Here is a 17,408-nt window from a genome sequence, read left to right on the forward strand (position 1 = left end):
CGGCCGTCCCGGCGGTCCGGCGCGTCGTGGCCGCCAGCCGAAGCGGCCGCGGCCACCGGCGGGCCGGGCCCCGCCAGCCGCCCCCGCCGCCCCCGCGGGGCCGCGGCCGCCCCCGCCGCCCGGGCCTCCCCCGTAACCGCCGCCCGGCCCCCCGGGCGGCACCGGACCGCCGCCGTGCGCGTGCTGCGGGCCGTTCAGCTGCTGACCGTGGACGTACGGGCCGCCGGCGGCCGGTGCCTGGCCGTACGGAGGCGGCCCGCCGTAGGGGGACGGCCGGCCGTATCCGTTCCCGTACGGGCCCGGGCCCTGACCGTCGTACGGGCCCGGCGCCTGGTGCCCCTGGTGGGAGCAGGCGGCCGTCCCGAAGGCGCGGTCCACCGACCGGCGCAGCTCATGGACCAGCAGCACATGCACCAGCTGGGAGTCGCTGAACTCCACCTCGCGCAGCGCGAGTCGGATGCCGTGCAGGGCGTCCTCGCACAGCCGGCGGGCCTGGGCGGGGGTGGCGCCGGTGGCGGTGAGCGGGTTCCAGGCCCCCTCGGCGGCGTCCGCCGCGCGGTCCTCCACGGCGTCGAGGAGGTGGGCCAGCCGTCCGAAGAGCCGGCCCGCCTCGGCCAGTGGCGCGGCGTTGTCCGGCCGGCCCGCCAGCACCGCGGTGTGGGCGAAGGCGGCGGCCGTCGCGGTTTCGGTGGGTTCGGTGATGACCGTCAACGGGGTGCCGGGGCCGGCCAGTTCCTCGATGCCCAGCTGCCGGTCGACCGCCTCGACGAGCAGCGCGGTGTCGAAGCCGAGGGCGGCGCCGGTGCGTGCCCCGGCCCGGTCCCAGCCCGCGGCGACCTTGCGGGCGGCGGCGGCCACCGGCCGGCGGCGCAGCAGTCCGTTCCGGTCGGCGACATGGTCGCGTATCTTCGCCGAGGCGAGCACCAGGGACACCGACGCCGCCAGGCGCGCGCCCTCCCCCTTCGCCACCGAAGCGGTCCGCATCCCGCGCAGCGGGCAGGGCCCGGCGGTACGGCGCGGCGCCTGAGCGGAGCCGGACTGGGCGTCCGTCAGCACGGAGACGATCAGCCCGTCATAGTTCGTGACGACCCGGGCGAACTGCCCGTGGTCGCCGCGCAGGGCTAGACAGAGCCCGCACAGGTGGGCCATCCACTCGGCCTTGAGCCCTTGGGACAGCCGATGGGTGCAGGGCCTGACGATTCCGAACATGTGGATACCCCCGTAAGACGTCGGCAGGGCACGGCCTGAGCCGGTGTGGCAGGCCTGGCCGACCACGCAAAAGCGTAGCGAGTGTGCCGTTGACCTGGACACACGCCCCTGCTGCGGGGCCGGACGACACTGACGGGACGTCAAGACACCGTGGGCGGACGGGATGTGCGACCGGAGAGCCGGGCTCGGCCCGGAAGTGCCGCGGCCGCTCCGCCCCGCCAGGGGAGGGCGAGGGCGGAGCAACCGCGGGGCCCTGGTCCACAGGCAGGCCGGGCCGGCCGGGAATCGGGGAAATCCCTCGGCGCACCCTTGAGTACGGAGCGTGCCGCGGGAGTGTTCAACCGGATTCCCGATCCGTCGGAACCGGGCCCCCCGCCCCGGCGGGCAGCCGGGAGGTCGTCAGCTGAGGATGCCCATGCCCAGCAGGCCGAAGAGCAGGGCGCCGACCAGGATCCGGTAGATGACGAAGGAGTTGAAGGAGTGCTTGGCCACGAACTTCAGCAGCCAGGAGATCGAGGCGTAGGCGACGGCGAAGGAGACGACGGTGCCGATGGCCAGCGGTGCGACGGCGGCGCCGCTGCCGATGGCGTCCTTGAGCTCGTAGATGCCGGCACCGGTCAGGGCCGGGATGCCCAGGAAGAACGACAGCCGGGTGGCCGCGACACGTTCGAGGTCGAGGATGAGGGCGGTGGACATGGTCGCGCCGGAACGGGAGAAGCCGGGGAAGAGGAGGGCGAGGATCTGCGAGCAGCCGACCCACATGGCGTCCTTCAGCGAGGTGTCGTCCTCACCGCGCTTGTGCCGGCCCATCTGGTCCGCCGCCCACATCACCCCGCTGCCGATGATCAGTGAGCCGGCCACCACCCAGAGGGAGGCGAGCGGGCCCTCGATCAGGGGCTTGGCGGCCAGGCCGACGACGACGATGGGGATGGTGGCGTAGATCACCCACCAGGCGAACTTGTAGTCGTGGTGGTAGCGCTCCTCGCGGTTGCGCAGGCCCCGGAACCACGCGCCCACGATGCGCACGATGTCCTTGAAGAAGTAGACGAGTGCCGCGGCGATCGCGCCGACCTGGATGACCGCGGAGAAGCCGACGACGGCCGTGTCGTCGACGGGGATTCCCATCAGGCCCTCGGCGATCTTGAGGTGACCGGTGGAGGAGACCGGGAGGAATTCCGTCACCCCCTCGACGGCTCCGAGGACGACGGCCTGGCCGATGCTGATGGCGCTCATGGGATCCATTTCTGGGAACGGTGCGGACGGCGGGCGCGGGTGCGCCGCGGTGGGCTGGGCGTGGGGCGGTGCGGCCGGGTGTGCGCCGGGGGCCCGGTGGCATCGGCGTCGTCGGCGACGTTCCCGGCTCGGCCGGGGCGGGTCCCAGGGGTGACTCCGGCGTCGCCTGCACACAGGTATGTCCCGGCACACAGATCGGTGAGGTGACTGTACTGGGGTTGCGCCGTCCGGCCGAAAAAACCGGCTCCACGGGCCGCCGCGGAGCCGGTCCGGCGGGGCGGGAGGAGCGGCGCGCGGCGCCGGTGAGCGGCGGGCGGCACCGGGAGAGAAGGGTCACCACGGAGAGCCGGGGCGACGGTCGGCCGAGGCCCAGTGCGGCCGCGCGGCGTCCCTGACCGGCGGCGAGCCGGGCGCGCGGCGAGGCACACAGCCATGCGGTCAGTCCCTCCCACAGGGAGCCGGGATGCGTCCCGCGCCCCCGGGCGTCTACAGTGCCACCCAATGGTCTACAACACTGTAGACGACCAGCGGCGCGCACCCCGCCCTGGCCGGGCACGGGCTCCTGAGACCGGGCGGGCCCGCCGGAGGCGAGGAGCCACCCGGCATTGTGGGCCACCGGCCCGCGCACGCTCACATCCGGAGCACTTCACAGCAACTCCTCGTAGGGTGCCGCACCATTCCCCTCAGCCCACACGATCAGCCCACAAGAGGAGCCAGGATGCCGCTCACCATGATCAGTACGGCCGTCGCCCCCACCACCACGGCGAGAAGGCCGCGACGGCCCACTGATCGCTGGGAGGCCGTGTCGTGAGCCTCGCTTCCCGCTCCGTTCACCCCCCGGCCACCGGCAGCCCGGCGCCCGCACGGCCCGCCGTCCCCGCGCCCGAGTCCGCCGGCTCTCCGGGCGACAAGGCACCGCCCGCCCCGGAAAAGCCGCGGGACGCGTTCTTCGACAACGCGAAATATCTGGCCATCGTGCTGGTGGCAATCGGCCATGCCTGGGAGCCGCTCTATGCCACCAGTCGGAGTGCGGCCGCGCTGTACATCTTCGTGTTCGCCTTCCACATGCCCGCTTTCACCGTCATCTCCGGTTATTTCTCGCGCAGTTTCGATTTTCGCCGCGATCGGCTGCAACGGCTGATCACCGGCGTCGCCGTCCCCTATCTCCTCTTCCAGACGGCCTATGCGCTGTTCCGTTACGCGGCCGGCGACATCCCGAGCTTCTCGGTCAGCCTGGCGGACCCGTGGTTCCTCACCTGGTTCCTGGTCGCCCTGTTCATCTGGCGGCTCACCGCGCCGCTGTGGCGGATCGTGCGGTGGCCGGTACCGCTGGCCCTCGCGATCGCCGCGGCGGCCTCCGTATCGGATCTGGGCAGCGATCTGGATCTGCAACGGGTGCTGCAGTTCCTGCCGTTCTTCGTCCTCGGCATGCGCCTGAAGGCGGAGCACTTCGACCGCCTGCGCTGCCGGCCGGTGCGGCTCGCGGCGGTGCCCGTCTTCGCGGGGGCGCTGACCTTCGCGTACTGGGCAGTGCCGCGGATGAACGACGCGTGGTTCTACCACACCGACAGCGCACAGAAGCTGGGCGTTCCGTGGTGGTGCGGCGTCCTGATGCAACTGGCCATGTTCGGCTGCTCGCTGGTGCTCACCGCCTGCTTCCTGGCCTGGGTGCCGGGCCGCCGGGCCTGGTGCACCGCACTGGGCGCCGGCACCCTCTACGGCTATCTGCTGCACGGCTTCCTCGCCAAGGGCTCCCGCTGGTGGGACTGGTACGACGCCGACTGGATCCACACACCCTGGGGCGCCGTCGTCGTCACCCTGCTCGCCGGCGCGGTGGTGACCCTGCTGTGCACCCCGCCGGTGCAGCGGGTCTTCCGTTTCGCCATGGAGCCGAAGATGCGCTGGGCGTTCCGACCCGAACCCCGGCTCGGCGCGGCGCCGGGTCGTACGAGCTGACCCGGCAGAAAGGGCGAAGCTGAGTGGCGAGGACCGCTCCCCGCATTCTGGTCGTCGAGGACGACCACGGCCTGCGCGACGTACTGGCCCGCGGCCTGCGCGACGAGGAGTTCGACGTGGTGACCGCCGCCGACGGCGCGGCGGCGCTGCGCACCGTCGACGCGTCGGTGGACGCGGTGGTGCTCGATGTCGGGCTGCCGGACTCCGACGGGCGGGACGTCTGCCAGGCGATGCGGGGGGCGGGCGTCACCGTCCCGGTGATCTTCCTTACCGTGCACGGCAATCTCACCGACCGGCTCGCCGGATTCGCCTCCGGAGGCGACGACTACCTCACCAAGCCGTTTCACCTCAGCGAGTTGGTGGCCCGCATCCGGGCGGTGCTGCGTCGCCGCGGGGGTGCGGACGGCGGCCTCGTCGGCGGCGACGGGGCACTGCGGCTGGACCCGGTCCGGTACCAACTGACCGTGCGCGGGGAGACGGTCGCCCTGACCCCCACCGAATTCCGGCTGCTGGCCTGCCTCATGGCGGACCCCGGGACCGTCGTCCGCCGCCGGGCCCTGCTGCGCGCGGGCTGGCCGGAAGGCGCACAGGTCAGTGACAACACGCTGGACCAGTATCTGTGGCGGTTGCGCCGCAAGCTGCGCGAGGCGGGCAGCCCGCAGGGCATCGACACGGTCCGCGGCATCGGCCACCGCTTCGCATGAGGCGCCCCCGGCGCACCCTGCGCGGCCGGCTCGCCCTGATGGCGCTGATCACCGGCGCGGTGTGGGTCGCCGTCCTGACGGCGGTCTTCAATCTCGCGCTGGACAAACGGCTGCACGAGCAGGCGGACGACGTGCTGCGCACCCGGGCGGAGGCCGTGGCGACCACCGTGGAGGCCCGGACGGACGGGCGGCTGGTGGTCCATGAGCCCGCCCAGGACCAGGCGCTGGACTCCGGCGTGTGGATCTACCAGGGCCGGCGGATCAAGGAACGGCCGCCGGGCGCACCCGCCGCACTGCAACGGCGGGCGGATCAACTGGCCGGCCGACACGAGGTGTTCACCGACGTCTCCGTCGGCGCCGACGGCGGGCCCGGCGCGACGCGGCTCTACGCCCTTCCGGTGCCGGCCGCCTCCGGCTCCGGGCAGGCCGGCACCGTGGTCGCCTCCGTGAGCCTGGACCCCTACCGCAGCACGGCGGACACCGCGCTGGCCGGTTCCCTGACGCTGGCGGTGCTACTGCTCGCCACCGTCTACCTCCTCACCCGGCTCGTGGTGCGGCGCGCCCTGCGGCCGGTCGCCGAGATGAGCGACCAGGCCACCCGGTGGAGCGAGGCCGGCGCCCCGGAGAGGTTCGGCGCGGCCGGCCGGCCCGCCGAACTCGCCGCGTTCGCCACGAGCCTCGACGCCCTGCTGGACCGGCTGGCCGCGGTGCTGCGCCATGAGCAGCACCAGGCCGCGGCGCTCTCCCATGAGCTGCGTACCCCGCTGGCCCGGATCATCGCGGAGACCGAATGGCTGGCCCGGCGCCCGCGGACCGCGGCCGAGCAGGACCTCTCGCACGGGACCATCGCACGCTCCGCCGCGACCATGCGGCAGATCTGTGACGTACTGCTCTCCGAAGCCCGTACCCGCGGCACGCTGACCCCCGGCAGCTGCCGCTTCCCCGCCCTCGCGGAGGAACTCGCCCGGCGCCTCGCGGCCGACCACCCCGGCGCACCCGCCGTGGCGGTGACCGGCGATCCGGTGACCGTCGGCGTACCGGCGGCGGTGGCGGAGCAGATCCTGAGGCCGCTGCTGGAGAACGCCCGCCGGTACGCCACACACACCGTCACACTCCACTGCACGGCCGACGCCGACCGGGTCACGCTGTACGTCGGCGACGACGGTCCCGGCGTGCCCGAGGAGTTCCGCGGCGCGCTCTTCGAACCGGGCCGCCGCGCCGACCCCGGGGACGGGCACGACGGCGCGGGCCTCGGCCTGGCGCTGGCGCGGCGGCTGGCCCGCGCGGCCGGCGGCGATCTCATGCTGGCCGCCGCCGGCCCCGGCGCACGTTTCGCGGTCACCCTTCCTGCGGGCTGACCTCCCCGCTCTCGGCCACGTCCCGCTTCGTGCGGACGAGATGGAGGACGAGCCCGAGGATCACCGCCAGGAACAGGACGCTGGTGCCGACGGTGCCCAGGCCCAGCCCGCCGTCCTGCCGCGGCTGGGAGAGGTAGTCCCCCATCGAGGCGCCGAGCGGACGGGTCAGCACGTACGCGATCCAGAACGCCCAGATGGTGTGGAAGTCCAGGGTGAAGCGGGCCAGCGCCACGGCGGCGATCAGCGCGGCGAAGACGACGGCGGAGAACCAGTACCCCAGGTCCAGCCGCTCGGCGGTCAGATCGCCCGCCGACGTGCCGAGCGCGAAGGTGAACAGGATCGCCAGCCAGTAGAAGGCCTCCCGGCGCGGGGTGCGGATGGTGTGGATCGACAGCGTCCGCTCGCTCAGGTACCAGGCGCCGAAGGTCAGGGCCAGCAGCACGGCGAACACCGCCGTCGTCGTCTCCAGCGGCACCCCGAGGTTGTCGGTCAGGTTGTCGCTGATCAGCGTGCCGACCACGCTGATCAGGACCACGGCGAGCCAGTACAGACCGGCGCGGTAGGCGCGCGCCCGGAACTGGAGGACCAGGGCGACGGCCAACAGGGCGGCCATCAGGTAGGAGGTGTGGGTCAGGCCCATGCCGAGGTTCTCGTTGAGCAGGTCGGCGGCGGTCTCACCGACCGTGGTGCACAAGACCTTGATCACCCAGAAGTAGACGGTGACCTCGGGGACCTTGTTCAGCATCGGCTGCCGGTGCCGGGCGGGCGGCCCGGCGGGGTGCAGGTGGGTTTCCGTATCGGTGCTCATGCTGCCGGACGCTGTCAGGGGCCACCTGAAAGCTGCCTGAACGGCTCCGGGCCGCGCGGCCGCCGTTCCGCGGGCCGCCGCGGGCGGAGCGGCCGCCGCCGGGGCGTCCCGGCCGGCAGCCGCCGCGCGCACCCCGCGGCCCCCGCGGCCCCGGCGGATAGCATCAGTACTGTCGGCGTGGCTCATACGTGCGACGGCGGCTCTTTTCCGGGCCGGCCGGCTGCTTGACACCGACGGGCCCGGATCCGTCCACGAGCGGGCCGTCCGCCCGATGAGCCCAGGCCACCCGAACCAGCAGAGGCACCACTCATGGATCCAGCCGCCGCGGCAGCACCGCCCCGTACGGGCATCAGCCTGCGCCAGTTGCTGATGTCGCTCGGCGAGCCCCTGGTGGAGCTGCAGGCCGCGCCCGCCGGGCTGGACGTGGAGATCCGCAGCGTGGCACTGCTCGACCCCGAGGACCCGCCGCGGGCGCACCCCGGTGAGCTGATTCTCGCGATAGGCGCCCGGGGCCGCGCCGCGTTCCCCGCGCTGCGGATCGGCGGACGGGACGGCGCCGCCGCCGTCGCGGTGAAGCTGGACGCTCCCGGGCAGGCCGCGTCGCTCACCGAGACCGCGGTCGAAGCGGGCGTGGCGCTGCTGTCCGTACGGGGCGAGGCGCGCTGGGAGCAGGTGGACGCGCTGGCCCGGGCGGCCCTCGAAAGCGCTCCGGAGGGACGGCTCGGCGAAGGGGTGGAGGAAGGCGATCTGTTCGCGCTCGCCCAGACCACGGCGATACTCACCGGCGGCATCGTCAGCATCGAGGACACCACCAACCGTGTGCTGGCCTACTCCCGTTCCACCGACTCCGACGAGGTCGACGATCTGCGGCGGCTGTCCATCCTCGGCTGGCAGGGCCCGGAGGCGTATCTGGGGCAGCTGCGGAAGTGGGGGGTGTTCCAGCGGCTGCGCGCCTCCGACGAGGTGATCCGCATCGACAGCCACCCCGAGCTGGGGATCCGTCGGCGGCTCGCGGTGGCCATCCGGTCCGGCGAGCGGCAGCTGGGCACGATCTGGGTGCAGGAGGGCTCGGCGCCGCTGACCGAGCACTCGGACCAGGCGCTGCTGGGCGCCGCCCGGGTGGCCGCGCTGCATCTGGTGCGCCGCCGCCGGGAGCTCTCCGCCGACCTGACGCTGACCCGTACGCTGGCGGCCGGCCTCCTGGAGGGCAGCACCGGCCCCCAGCCGCTGGCGAGCCATCTGGCGCTGGACGCGGCCCGCCCGGCCGCCGTCCTGGGCTTCTCGTGCGGGGCCGCCGAGTCCGCCGCACCGGAGCTGACCCGCGCCGAGGTCAGCAATCTGATCTCGGTGCACACCGCGGCCCGGCACCGCAGTGCCCTGGTCACCCAGGTCGACGCACGGATCTATGTGCTGCTGCCGCAGCTGCCGCGCAGCATCGACACCGGCACCCTCCGGGGCTGGGCGCAGGCGATCACCGAGGCCGCCCGCCTCCATCTGGGGCTGTCGTTGTGCGGCTCCGTCGGCTGTATCGTCCCGGGGCTCGGCGAGGTGCCCGACTCGCGCCGGGAGGCGGACCGGATCCTCGACGCCATGGTGACCGTCGGCGTCACCACCACGGTCGCCGCACTGCCGGACATCCAGGCGGAGGTGCTCGTCAGCGAGGTGCTGGCGCTGCTCGACGCGCACCCCGAGATGCGTGACCCCCGGCTGACCGCGCTGGTCACCCATGACAGCCGGAACCAGGGGCAGTTGGCGGAGACCGTCCTGACCTATCTGAACGCCTTCGGCGATGTCCGGGCCGCCGCCGCCGAGCTGCATGTGCACCCCAACACGCTGCGCTACCGGATCCGCCGGGCGGAGGAGCTGACCGGGCTCGACCTCAACCGGCCGGACCAGCGGCTGCTGGCGATGCTCCAGCTGCGGCTGCCGCCCGCCGGCTGAAAAAAGCGGAGCTGGGCGCGGGCCCCCGCCGGCGCCGGGCCGGCGGCACCGGGCCCGGCGCCGCCCATACCGCGCACCCGCCCAATGGTCCATAATTCACCTAAAATAGGCAATATTGCTCCATTGAGCAGACAGGTTCGCCATGATGACCTCGGACGATGCCCCGCCAGGTGGGCCGGATCGCGCAAGCGACCTCGCACAGGCAGCCACCGCCGAAATCGACGGACAGGGGCGGGTCATCGCCTGGACCCGGGCGGCGGAGCGGCTGCTGGGCTACCGGGCCGAGGAGATCCTCGACCGGCCCGCGACACAACTGCTGGCCATACCCGGCGAGGAGGCGAGGGTGGCCGCCGTGGCCCGGTGGTGCCGTGCCGCGGACGGCTGGGGCGGATCGGTGGCGGCACGCCACCGCGACGGCCGCAATCTCCAGCTGGCGGTCCAGGCCACCCCCGTCCTCGACGGTGCCGGCCACGAGCGGTGGTCGGTCCTCGCCCTGGAGGAGTGGCGGCTGCCGGGCGGCGGGGTGAACCAGCTGGTGCTCGAACCGTTCCTGGCGCACGCGCCGGTCGGGATGGCCGTGCTGGACACCGCGCTGCGCTACGTCTGGGTGAACGACGCCCTGGAGCGGCTGATCCCCCTCGACCGGCGACTGGGGAGGAGGGTGGCGGAGGTGCTGCCACCGCTGGAGGCCGAGGCCTTCGACGAGCGGATGCGGCGGGTGCTGACGACCGGGGAGCCGGTCATGGATTACGAATTCCGCAGCCCCACCTACGCGGACCCCACCCAGGAGCGCTCCTACTCGGCGTCCTTCTTCGGGCTGTCGGACTCGCAGGGCCGGCGCATCGGCATCTGGTACATGGTCATCGATGTCACCGAGCGCTGGCGGGCCCAGGAACGCCTGGCCCTGCTGAACGACGCCAGCGTCCGTATCGGCAGCACGCTGGACGTCACCCGGACCGCACAAGAACTGGCCGATGTCGCCGTACCGGCGCTCGCCGACTTCGTCGCCGTCGATCTGCTGGAGTCGGTCCTCAGCGGCGGGGAACCGGTTCCCGGGCCGGTCGACAGCACCCCCGTCATGCGCCGCTCCGGTCAGCAGTCGGTCCACGAGGGCTGCCCGGAGGCCGGCCTGGCCGTGGGGGAAGCCGTCCGGCGCTCCCCCACGTCACCCATCGCCCGCTGTCTGCTCACCGGCGAATCGCTGGTGGAGCCGGTGCTGGACGTCGCCACCAGCGTCTGGGTCACCGAGGACGCGGCACGGGCCGAGGTGATCCGTGAGTTCGGCTTCCGCTCGGTGATGGTGGCGCCGGTGCAGGCCCGTGGCATCACCCTGGGCGCGGCGACGTTCTTCCGGTCCCGCCGTCTGGGGCCCTTCGTCGCGGACGACGTACGGCTGGCCGAGGAGCTGGTCGCCCGGGCCGCCGTGTGTCTCGACAACGCACGCCGCTTCACGCGGGAACGCACCGCGGCGCGGGTGATGCAGCAGAACCTGCTGCCGCACGAACTGACCGGCGGCTCCGCCCTGGAGGTCGCGTCGTGGTACTTCCCGGCGGACGCCCCGAGCGGGGTGGGCGGCGACTGGTTCGATGTGATTCCGCTGTCCGGCGCGCGGGTCGCCCTGGTCGTCGGGGACGTGGTCGGGCACGGCCTCAACGCCGCGGCCACGATGGGACGGCTGCGCACCGCCGTCCGCACGCTGGCCAACCTGGACCTGCCACCCGATGAACTGCTGGCCCGGCTGGACGACCTGGTCATCGGCCTGGTGAAGACGCACGGCAGCGAGCCGGCGGCGGACGCCGGGAGCGCGAGCGTGGCCTCGACCTTCATGGGGGCCACCTGTCTGTACGCCGTGTACGACCCGGTCAGCCGGCAGTGCAGCATGGCGCGCGCGGGGCACCTGCCGCCGCTGATCGTCCGTCCGGACGGCACCGTCGACTCCCCCGACCTGCCGGCCGGGCCACCGCTCGGTCTCGGGACGCTTCCCTTCGAGGCCTTCGAGCAGGAACTGGCCGAGGGCAGCCTGATCGCGCTCTACACCAACGGGCTGATCGAGACCTGCGACCGGGACATCGGCGTCGGGCTGTCCCGGCTGAGCACCGCCCTCGCGGTCCCCGGACCGGCGCTGCGGGACATCGGCGGGAACGTGGTCAACGCCCTGATGACCGGGCCGCCGTCGGACGACGCCGCACTGCTGCTGGCCCGGACCCACGCCCTGGGCACGCACCAGGTCGCCTCCTGGGAGCTGCCCGCCGACCCGGCAGAGGTCGCCCGCGCCCGCACCCTCGCCGGCGAGCAGCTGTCGGAGTGGGGAATGGACGAGCTGCTGTTCACCACGGAGCTGATCGTCAGCGAACTGGTCACCAACGCCATCCGCCATGCCGCCGGACCGATCACCCTGCGGCTGATCCGGCAGGACGCCCTGATCTGCGAGGTCTTCGACACCAGCAGCACCTCGCCGCGGCTGCGGCACGCCCGGACCACCGACGAGGGCGGACGCGGGCTGTTCATCGTCGCGCAGCTCACCCGGCAATGGGGCACCCGCTACACCCCGACCGGCAAGATCATCTGGACCGAACAGAGCATTCCGGACGGCTCCGAAGCCGCCGGTGAACCGCTCTGAGCCCCGCTCGCCCGGCCGGCCCGGGGCTGCGCGCTCAGCCGGCCCCGGGAGCGGCGCGGACCGCGTCGCCCCCGTCCCCGGCCGCCGCCGCGGGCACATGCCCGCAGTCGTCCCCGGCCGGCACCGGCCAGCCGACGAGACCGTGTGCGGGCAGGTCGACGTAGTCGCAGTCGGCGTCGGCCACGACGTGCCGCGGCAGCCCCCCGGCCGGCCGGGACGTCAGATGGGCGGTCACATAGGCCGCGCTGGTCCGCACGATGTCGCGGGTCAGTCCCAGCGGAAGCAGCGAGCGGGTCTCGGCGATCGCCTCGTCCTCGCCGGCCCGCAGCACCACCCGCACGTCGGGTGCCACGGCGTGGGCGGCGACCGCGACGGCGATGTTGTCGAGTTCGTGGGAGCCGACGGCGGCGAGGGCGCACGCCCGTCCCAGCCCGAGCCGCGCCAGCACCTCGCGGTCCTCACCGTGTGCCAGCACCACGGGTATCCCCATCGACCGCGCGAGGCGGAGGTTCGGGGCGGCGGGCTCCCGCTCCACGCCGATCACCGGCACCCCCAGTTGACGCAGCGTCTGGCACAGCCGCAGCCCCACCTGACCCAGCCCCACCACGATGACGTGACCGGAGCGGGGCAGCACCCGCGGCCCCAGGACCCCGACCAGCCGCGGGCCGAACAGCCGGTCCACGATGCCCGCGGTCAGCAGCGCGGTGAAGCCCACCGTCACCAGCATCGCCACACCCGACACCACCTCGTACCCGGGGTGGCCGTCGTGCGGTGCGGCCGGACCCACCCCGGCGACCACCCGGGAAGCTTCCAGGAAGGCGGTGCTGACCGGCCGGTGGAACACGCTCACCAGCCACGCCCAGTCCAGTGCCAGCACGGCCACGATGCCCAGCAGCCCGATGAGCAGCAGCCGGGCGTCCGCGTCGTGGGGCTGCAGCTGTCCGCGCAGCCGTCCGAGCAGCGCCCGCCGCCGGGCCGCCGCGCTCGCCCGCCACGGCGTCTCGACCAGCCGTCCCCGCTGCCGGCGGACCGCCACCGCGCCGTGCCCGTCGTCCCGTACGGCCAGCGCCTCGCGGTCCACGCACAGACCGGCCAGCGTCGGCGCCAGGAGATCGGCGGGCGAGATCGGTACGCAGTCGTGCAGGAGCTGCCGCAGCTGCTGGGCCACGGTGCGGTCGAAGACCGTGACGACGATCCGGACGCGGTCGCGGACATGGCGTACCGCGAGGGCGTAGCGCAGTGCGGACAGATCGTCGCCCACCAGAACGGCGACGCCGTCGGGCCGTGCGGCGAGCGCACGGCGCAGGTCCCGGTCGTCGGGTGCGGCGAGGTGGTCGACCCGGTGGCCACTGCCGTCCAGCGAGGCGCAGACCCGGCGGGCCAGCGTGGTCGCCCCGATCACCACGAACCGCTCGCTCGGTGGTGTATCCGGAGATGCCGCACACCTTTCACCCGGCGTTGGGGCAGCGGACCCGCCGCCGTCGCCCATCACCGGTGGAGTGGAGGAAGAACCGGTGGTCACAGCGGTAGGAGTCTGTCGGGCGGGGGGAAGGGCGGCCATGGAGTCCCCTTGCGCGTCGGCCGGTGGTATGACCGAACTCACGCTAGGGCGCGCGGCGCCCGGGGCATCTGTGCTGCTGGCCAAGGGTTCCCGCATGGCATTGTGCGAGCGCACCAGTTGCCGCTCAAAGTCCGTCGGGGCAAGCCTGGTTGGTGGCTTCGATACCGGGCGGAACGGCGCTTCGCGGCAACGTGAGCCGGTTTCTTCGCGCCAGCACATTGGTCGGGCGGACAGCCATTGAGAACGAATTTGTCCGTTCTCACAAATACCTCGCGGCACACCGCCACATACGCTTGCGCAAATCCAATCCGGACGTGATGCGGCTCACCTCTCATGAGGAGGACGGGCAATAGCGTGGCGGCGCCATCAAGCGCTCCCCCCTCCGCGCAGGCATCCGTGGGCCGCGACCGTGTACGTCGCGCCTTGGAACTTCGACAGGGCCATGATCGCCACCTGCCAGCACCCGGCCCTGTCGTGTGTCCGGATATTTGAGGCGATCAGAGTCACCACCTGCAGGACCCTCCAACCCTCATTGGATGTTCAGATGTCAACTTCTCCCTCCAGCTCTGTAGCTGCCCCGCCCGCCCCGCCGGGGAACGGGCAGGCTCCAGAGCAGTCCGGCCTGCAGTCGGGCCTCAAGAACCGCCATCTGTCCATGATCGCCGTCGGTGGAGTCATCGGCGCCGGCCTGTTCGTCGGCTCCGCCTCCGGCATCGCCGCGGCCGGCCCCGGCATCCTGCTGTCGTACGCCCTGGTCGGCGCGCTGGTCGTCTTCGTGATGCGGATGCTCGGCGAGATGGCGGCCGCCAACCCGACCTCCGGCTCCTTCTCTGCCTACGCGGACCGGGCGCTCGGCCGCTGGGCCGGCTTCTCCATCGGCTGGCTGTACTGGTTCTTCTGGGTCGTGGTACTCGCGGTCGAGGCGACCGCCGGCGCGGCCATCCTGACCAGCTGGGTCCCGGCCGTCCCGCAGTGGGCCTGGGCGCTGATCGTGATGGTCGTCCTGACCACCAGCAACCTCGCCTCGGTCTCCTCGTTCGGTGAGTTCGAGTTCTGGTTCGCGGGCATCAAGGTCGTCGCCATCACGGCCTTCATCATCATCGGCGGACTGGCGATCTTCGGTGTGCTGCCCGGTACCCACCACGCGGCCACCGGATTCGGGAACCTCACCTCCCACGGCGGCTTCCTCCCACACGGGCCCAGCGCGATCCTCACCGGTGTGCTGATGGTCGTCTTCTCCTTCATGGGCAGCGAGATCGTCACCCTCGCCGCCGGTGAGTCCGAGGACCCGGAGCGTGCGGTCACCAAGGCCACCAAGAGCGTGATCTGGCGAGTCGGCATCTTCTACCTCGGCTCGATCCTCGTGGTCGTCTCCCTGCTGCCGTGGAACTCCCCCGCGATCGCCAAGCACGGCTCCTACGTGGCGGCCCTGGACTCGATCGGCATCCCGCACGCCGGCCAGATCATGAACGTCATCGTGCTGACCGCCGTGCTGTCCTGCCTCAACTCCGGTCTCTACACCGCCTCCCGGATGGCCTTCTCCCTCGGCCAGCGCGGGGACGCCCCGAAGTCCTTCGCCCGGACGAACTCCCGTGGCGTCCCGCAGGCCGCGATCGTGGCCTCGGTCCTCTTCGGCTTCATCGCGGTGGGCTTCAACTACCTGTGGCCGACCACGGTCTTCCAGTTCCTGCTGAACTCCTCGGGCGCGGTCGCGCTCTTCGTCTGGCTGGTCATCTGCTTCTCGCAGCTGCGGATGCGCGGCATCATCCAGCGCGAGAACCCCGAGAAGCTGCTCGTCCGGATGTGGCTGTTCCCGTACCTGACGTGGGCGACGATCGCCATGATCTCGTTCGTGCTGGTCTACATGCTCACCGACGACAGTGACGGCGGTGGCCGGATCCAGGTGCTGCTGTCGGTGCTCGTCGCCGCCCTGGTGGTCGCGATCTCGCTGGTCCGTGACCGGCTCGGCCGCGGCGCCGCCGAGAAGGCAGCCGTCAGCTCCCGCTAACCGGGAAACGTGCCGTACGGGCAGAGGTGCCCTCCCCCGCGCCTCTGCCCGTACGGCACGTCTGCACGTCTGCACCTCCGCGCCTCCGCACGTCCACCCCTCAGACACCTCTGACGCCTCCGCACCCGACCCACTACCCTCGACCGCACCTCAACCCCGACGCACCAGGGAAGACCGCCGCAGACATGCCCGTGTTCAGACGCCGCAAAGCAGGCCTTCCCCGCCTCGTTCCCGAGCTCGACGACACCCAACTGGGCCAGGTGCGGCGACGCGTCGAGACCTGCTGGTCCCGCGGTTCGCTGGACACCGCGGTCATGGCCCTGATGGCGAACGTGATCGACGACGCCGGCGAGGACTGGGACCGCAAGGCCCACCGGCTGGCGGTGCTCGCGGGGTCCGCGGGACGGTCGCTGCCCGGCATCTGGCGCCAGCACCGCCCGCAGCACCACGGCGCACTGCTGCTGCACGCCTGGTCGGATCTGCTCCACGCCCGGCATCAGGACGCCGCCGTCGATCTGGACGCCACCCGGGAGACCTGCCGGCTCGCGTCCGAACTGATCCCCGCCGACCCCACCCCGTGGACCCTGCAACTGGCCGTCCTCCGCCTGGAGCGGCGCCCCTCCTCGGAGCTGTCGGCGATCTGGCGTGAGATCAAGGCCCGCGATCCGTGGAACCGTGAGGCACATCTGCAGGCCCTGGGCTATCTGTCGCCGGACGAGTGCGGCTCCAGCGCCCTGGTGCTGGATCTGCTCGACGGCGTCCGCTCCGCCATGCCGTCCGATGCCCCGGCCGCCGGCCTGGAGCTCACCGCCTTCGTCCACAGCCATCAGCGGGCCATCGCCGAGGGCGGGCTGGCGGCCGTGGGTGCCGGCGAGATCTGGCGCCGCCCCGACGCCGCCAGGGCACTCGACCATGCCGCGCACTACTGGACGAGCCCGGGATTCCTCGGGCACGCGGCCGCCCTCGCGGATCTCAATCTGCTGGCCTACGCACTGCTCAAGTCCTCCCGGACCGCTGAGGCCGGGGCCGTGCTGCGCGCCACCGGAGGCGTGGTGGTCCCCTGGCCGTGGAGCCTGGACGGCGACCCCGTGGAGCGGTACGCGCACTACCACGGGCGGTATGCGAGCGACGCGCGGTGAGCCCGACGCCGGTGCCGCGGGCGGCGGGGCTGACGGCGGGACCGGCCGGCACAAGAGGCGGCCGGTAACTCCGCCCCGCTGAAAGGCGCGTGCCGGGGCGCGGAGCATATGTGCGAGCGCCTACCCGGAACGGGTGGTTTTGTCGGCTCTTGCGGCGTATCGGGAGTGTCCGGCTCGCTTCCAGGGGATCCCCTCACGGAAGAGGGTTGGGAGATCCGCATGCGCGACAGCGTCAGCACCGGCCGCCCGGCGGCATGTGACCGCCGGCGCATGCTGCTGTTCCTCGCGTTGCTGGCCCTGCTGTTCGCCACGCTGACGCCCTGCTGTGTGCACGCCCCGCCCCTCGATCCCACCGGCTGCCCACTACGGTCCGGCGCCTCCGCCGCGGCCGCCCCGGCCGAGGGACCGTGCCTGCCCGCCGGACCGGTGCTGGCGTCGAACGACGGCGCCGGCAAGCATCCGGGCAACGGCGTCCGGCGCCTGTGTGACGCGACGCTCTGTCATGTGCGCCCGCACCTCCCCACCGGCGCCGGCGGCAAGACGCTCGGGGACTCTCCCGTGACGGAGATCGGCCCGACCCCTGGAGATGCCGCCTCCGCGGTGGTCATGACGGCCGCCGCTCCCGCCGCGCCGAAGCGAGCGGACGTCCTGCGCTGCTGATCCGGCCCGGCCGCACTCAACTCCCCCTGTTCCCCCGGGACATGGGGCGAGTGCGGCCTGCCGTCGTCAGCGCTCAGGACTTCCACCGCAGGAGATGTGGCATGCCCCTCGACGTCTTCACCGCGCTCGGCGCGCTCGTCCGTGCCGAGGCCAGGCGCACCGCACCGGAACCCAGGACCGCACCCACCGGCGCGACCGCGCCCCCGCCCCC

12 protein-coding genes are annotated in these 17,408 nt (G+C 72.8%); 8 read left to right on the top strand and 4 right to left on the bottom strand.

The window, feature by feature from the left end:
* Together EST92_RS24820 and EST92_RS24825 are read right to left on the bottom strand one after the other, a co-directional pair.
* The coding region (locus EST92_RS24820) for a DUF5685 family protein (RefSeq protein ID WP_254068997.1) at nt 1-1,209 on the bottom strand (1,209 nt) is incomplete at its 3' end.
* A gap of 399 nt (nt 1,210-1,608) precedes the next feature.
* On the bottom strand, nt 1,609-2,442 hold the full coding sequence (locus EST92_RS24825; protein ID WP_129246179.1) for an undecaprenyl-diphosphate phosphatase: 834 nt from the start codon (nt 2,440-2,442) through the stop codon (nt 1,609-1,611).
* A gap of 807 nt (nt 2,443-3,249) precedes the next feature.
* Here EST92_RS24825 and EST92_RS24830 point away from each other — a divergent pair.
* From EST92_RS24830 to EST92_RS24840, 3 genes are read left to right on the top strand one after another with little or no spacing between them, the layout of a single operon-like run.
* Complete coding sequence (locus tag EST92_RS24830; protein ID WP_129283020.1) at nt 3,250-4,398, top strand: acyltransferase family protein; 1,149 nt, start codon at nt 3,250-3,252, stop codon at nt 4,396-4,398.
* 23 nt (nt 4,399-4,421) lie between these two features.
* Complete coding sequence (locus EST92_RS24835) at nt 4,422-5,102, top strand: response regulator transcription factor (protein ID WP_129283021.1); 681 nt, start codon at nt 4,422-4,424, stop codon at nt 5,100-5,102.
* Nucleotides 5,099-6,460 (top strand): HAMP domain-containing sensor histidine kinase, encoded by a 1,362-nt coding sequence (locus tag EST92_RS24840; RefSeq protein ID WP_129283022.1) that lies wholly within the window; start codon nt 5,099-5,101, stop codon nt 6,458-6,460. The genes EST92_RS24835 and EST92_RS24840 overlap by 4 nt, the downstream gene beginning before the upstream one ends.
* Here EST92_RS24840 and EST92_RS24845 read toward each other — a convergent pair.
* On the bottom strand, nt 6,441-7,268 hold the full coding sequence (locus EST92_RS24845; protein ID WP_129283023.1) for a hypothetical protein: 828 nt from the start codon (nt 7,266-7,268) through the stop codon (nt 6,441-6,443). The two genes, EST92_RS24840 and EST92_RS24845, sit on opposite strands and share 20 nt — an antisense overlap.
* 309 nt (nt 7,269-7,577) lie before the next feature.
* Here EST92_RS24845 and EST92_RS24850 point away from each other — a divergent pair, with 309 nt between their 5' ends.
* Both EST92_RS24850 and EST92_RS24855 read left to right on the top strand, forming a co-directional pair.
* A complete protein-coding gene (locus tag EST92_RS24850; protein ID WP_254068998.1) occupies nt 7,578-9,209 on the top strand; it encodes a helix-turn-helix domain-containing protein in 1,632 nt (543 codons plus the stop codon).
* A gap of 142 nt (nt 9,210-9,351) precedes the next feature.
* Nucleotides 9,352-11,829, top strand: a complete 2,478-nt coding sequence (locus EST92_RS24855) for a SpoIIE family protein phosphatase (RefSeq protein WP_129283024.1) — start codon at nt 9,352-9,354, stop codon at nt 11,827-11,829.
* Between the two features lie 34 nt (nt 11,830-11,863).
* Here the strand turns inward: EST92_RS24855 and EST92_RS24860 are convergent, their stop codons facing one another.
* Nucleotides 11,864-13,234 (bottom strand): NAD-binding protein, encoded by a 1,371-nt coding sequence (locus EST92_RS24860; protein WP_129283025.1) that lies wholly within the window; start codon nt 13,232-13,234, stop codon nt 11,864-11,866.
* Nucleotides 13,235-13,934: 700 nt separating this feature from the next.
* Between EST92_RS24860 and EST92_RS24865 the strand changes: the two genes are divergently transcribed.
* The 3 genes from EST92_RS24865 (at nt 13,935) to EST92_RS24875 (ending at nt 17,197) form a co-directional block, all read left to right on the top strand.
* Entirely contained in the window at nt 13,935-15,398 is a 1,464-nt protein-coding gene (locus EST92_RS24865) for an amino acid permease (RefSeq protein ID WP_174244124.1), read from the top strand.
* 185 nt (nt 15,399-15,583) lie between these two features.
* A complete protein-coding gene (locus tag EST92_RS24870; protein WP_129283026.1) occupies nt 15,584-16,537 on the top strand; it encodes a hypothetical protein in 954 nt (317 codons plus the stop codon).
* A gap of 219 nt (nt 16,538-16,756) precedes the next feature.
* Nucleotides 16,757-17,197, top strand: a complete 441-nt coding sequence (locus tag EST92_RS24875) for a hypothetical protein (protein WP_129283027.1) — start codon at nt 16,757-16,759, stop codon at nt 17,195-17,197.
* Nucleotides 17,198-17,408 lie beyond the last annotated feature (211 nt).

The sequence above is a fragment of the Streptomyces sp. TM32 genome (genome assembly GCF_004122755.1).
Lineage (GTDB): Bacteria > Actinomycetota > Actinomycetes > Streptomycetales > Streptomycetaceae > Streptomyces > Streptomyces sioyaensis.

What these genes read in the sequence shown, in the direction of transcription:
- EST92_RS24825 (WP_129246179.1), bottom strand. Translation starts at nt 2,442, where the DNA reads ATGAGCGCCATCAGCATCGGCCAGGCCGTCGTCCTCGGAGCCGTCGAG.
- EST92_RS24840 (WP_129283022.1), top strand. Translation starts at nt 5,099, where the DNA reads ATGAGGCGCCCCCGGCGCACCCTGCGCGGCCGGCTCGCCCTGATGGCG.
- EST92_RS24845 (WP_129283023.1), bottom strand. Translation starts at nt 7,268, where the DNA reads ATGAGCACCGATACGGAAACCCACCTGCACCCCGCCGGGCCGCCCGCC.
- EST92_RS24850 (WP_254068998.1), top strand. Translation starts at nt 7,578, where the DNA reads ATGGATCCAGCCGCCGCGGCAGCACCGCCCCGTACGGGCATCAGCCTG.
- EST92_RS24855 (WP_129283024.1), top strand. Translation starts at nt 9,352, where the DNA reads ATGATGACCTCGGACGATGCCCCGCCAGGTGGGCCGGATCGCGCAAGC.
- EST92_RS24865 (WP_174244124.1), top strand. Translation starts at nt 13,935, where the DNA reads ATGTCAACTTCTCCCTCCAGCTCTGTAGCTGCCCCGCCCGCCCCGCCG.
- EST92_RS24870 (WP_129283026.1), top strand. Translation starts at nt 15,584, where the DNA reads ATGCCCGTGTTCAGACGCCGCAAAGCAGGCCTTCCCCGCCTCGTTCCC.
- EST92_RS24875 (WP_129283027.1), top strand. Translation starts at nt 16,757, where the DNA reads ATGCGCGACAGCGTCAGCACCGGCCGCCCGGCGGCATGTGACCGCCGG.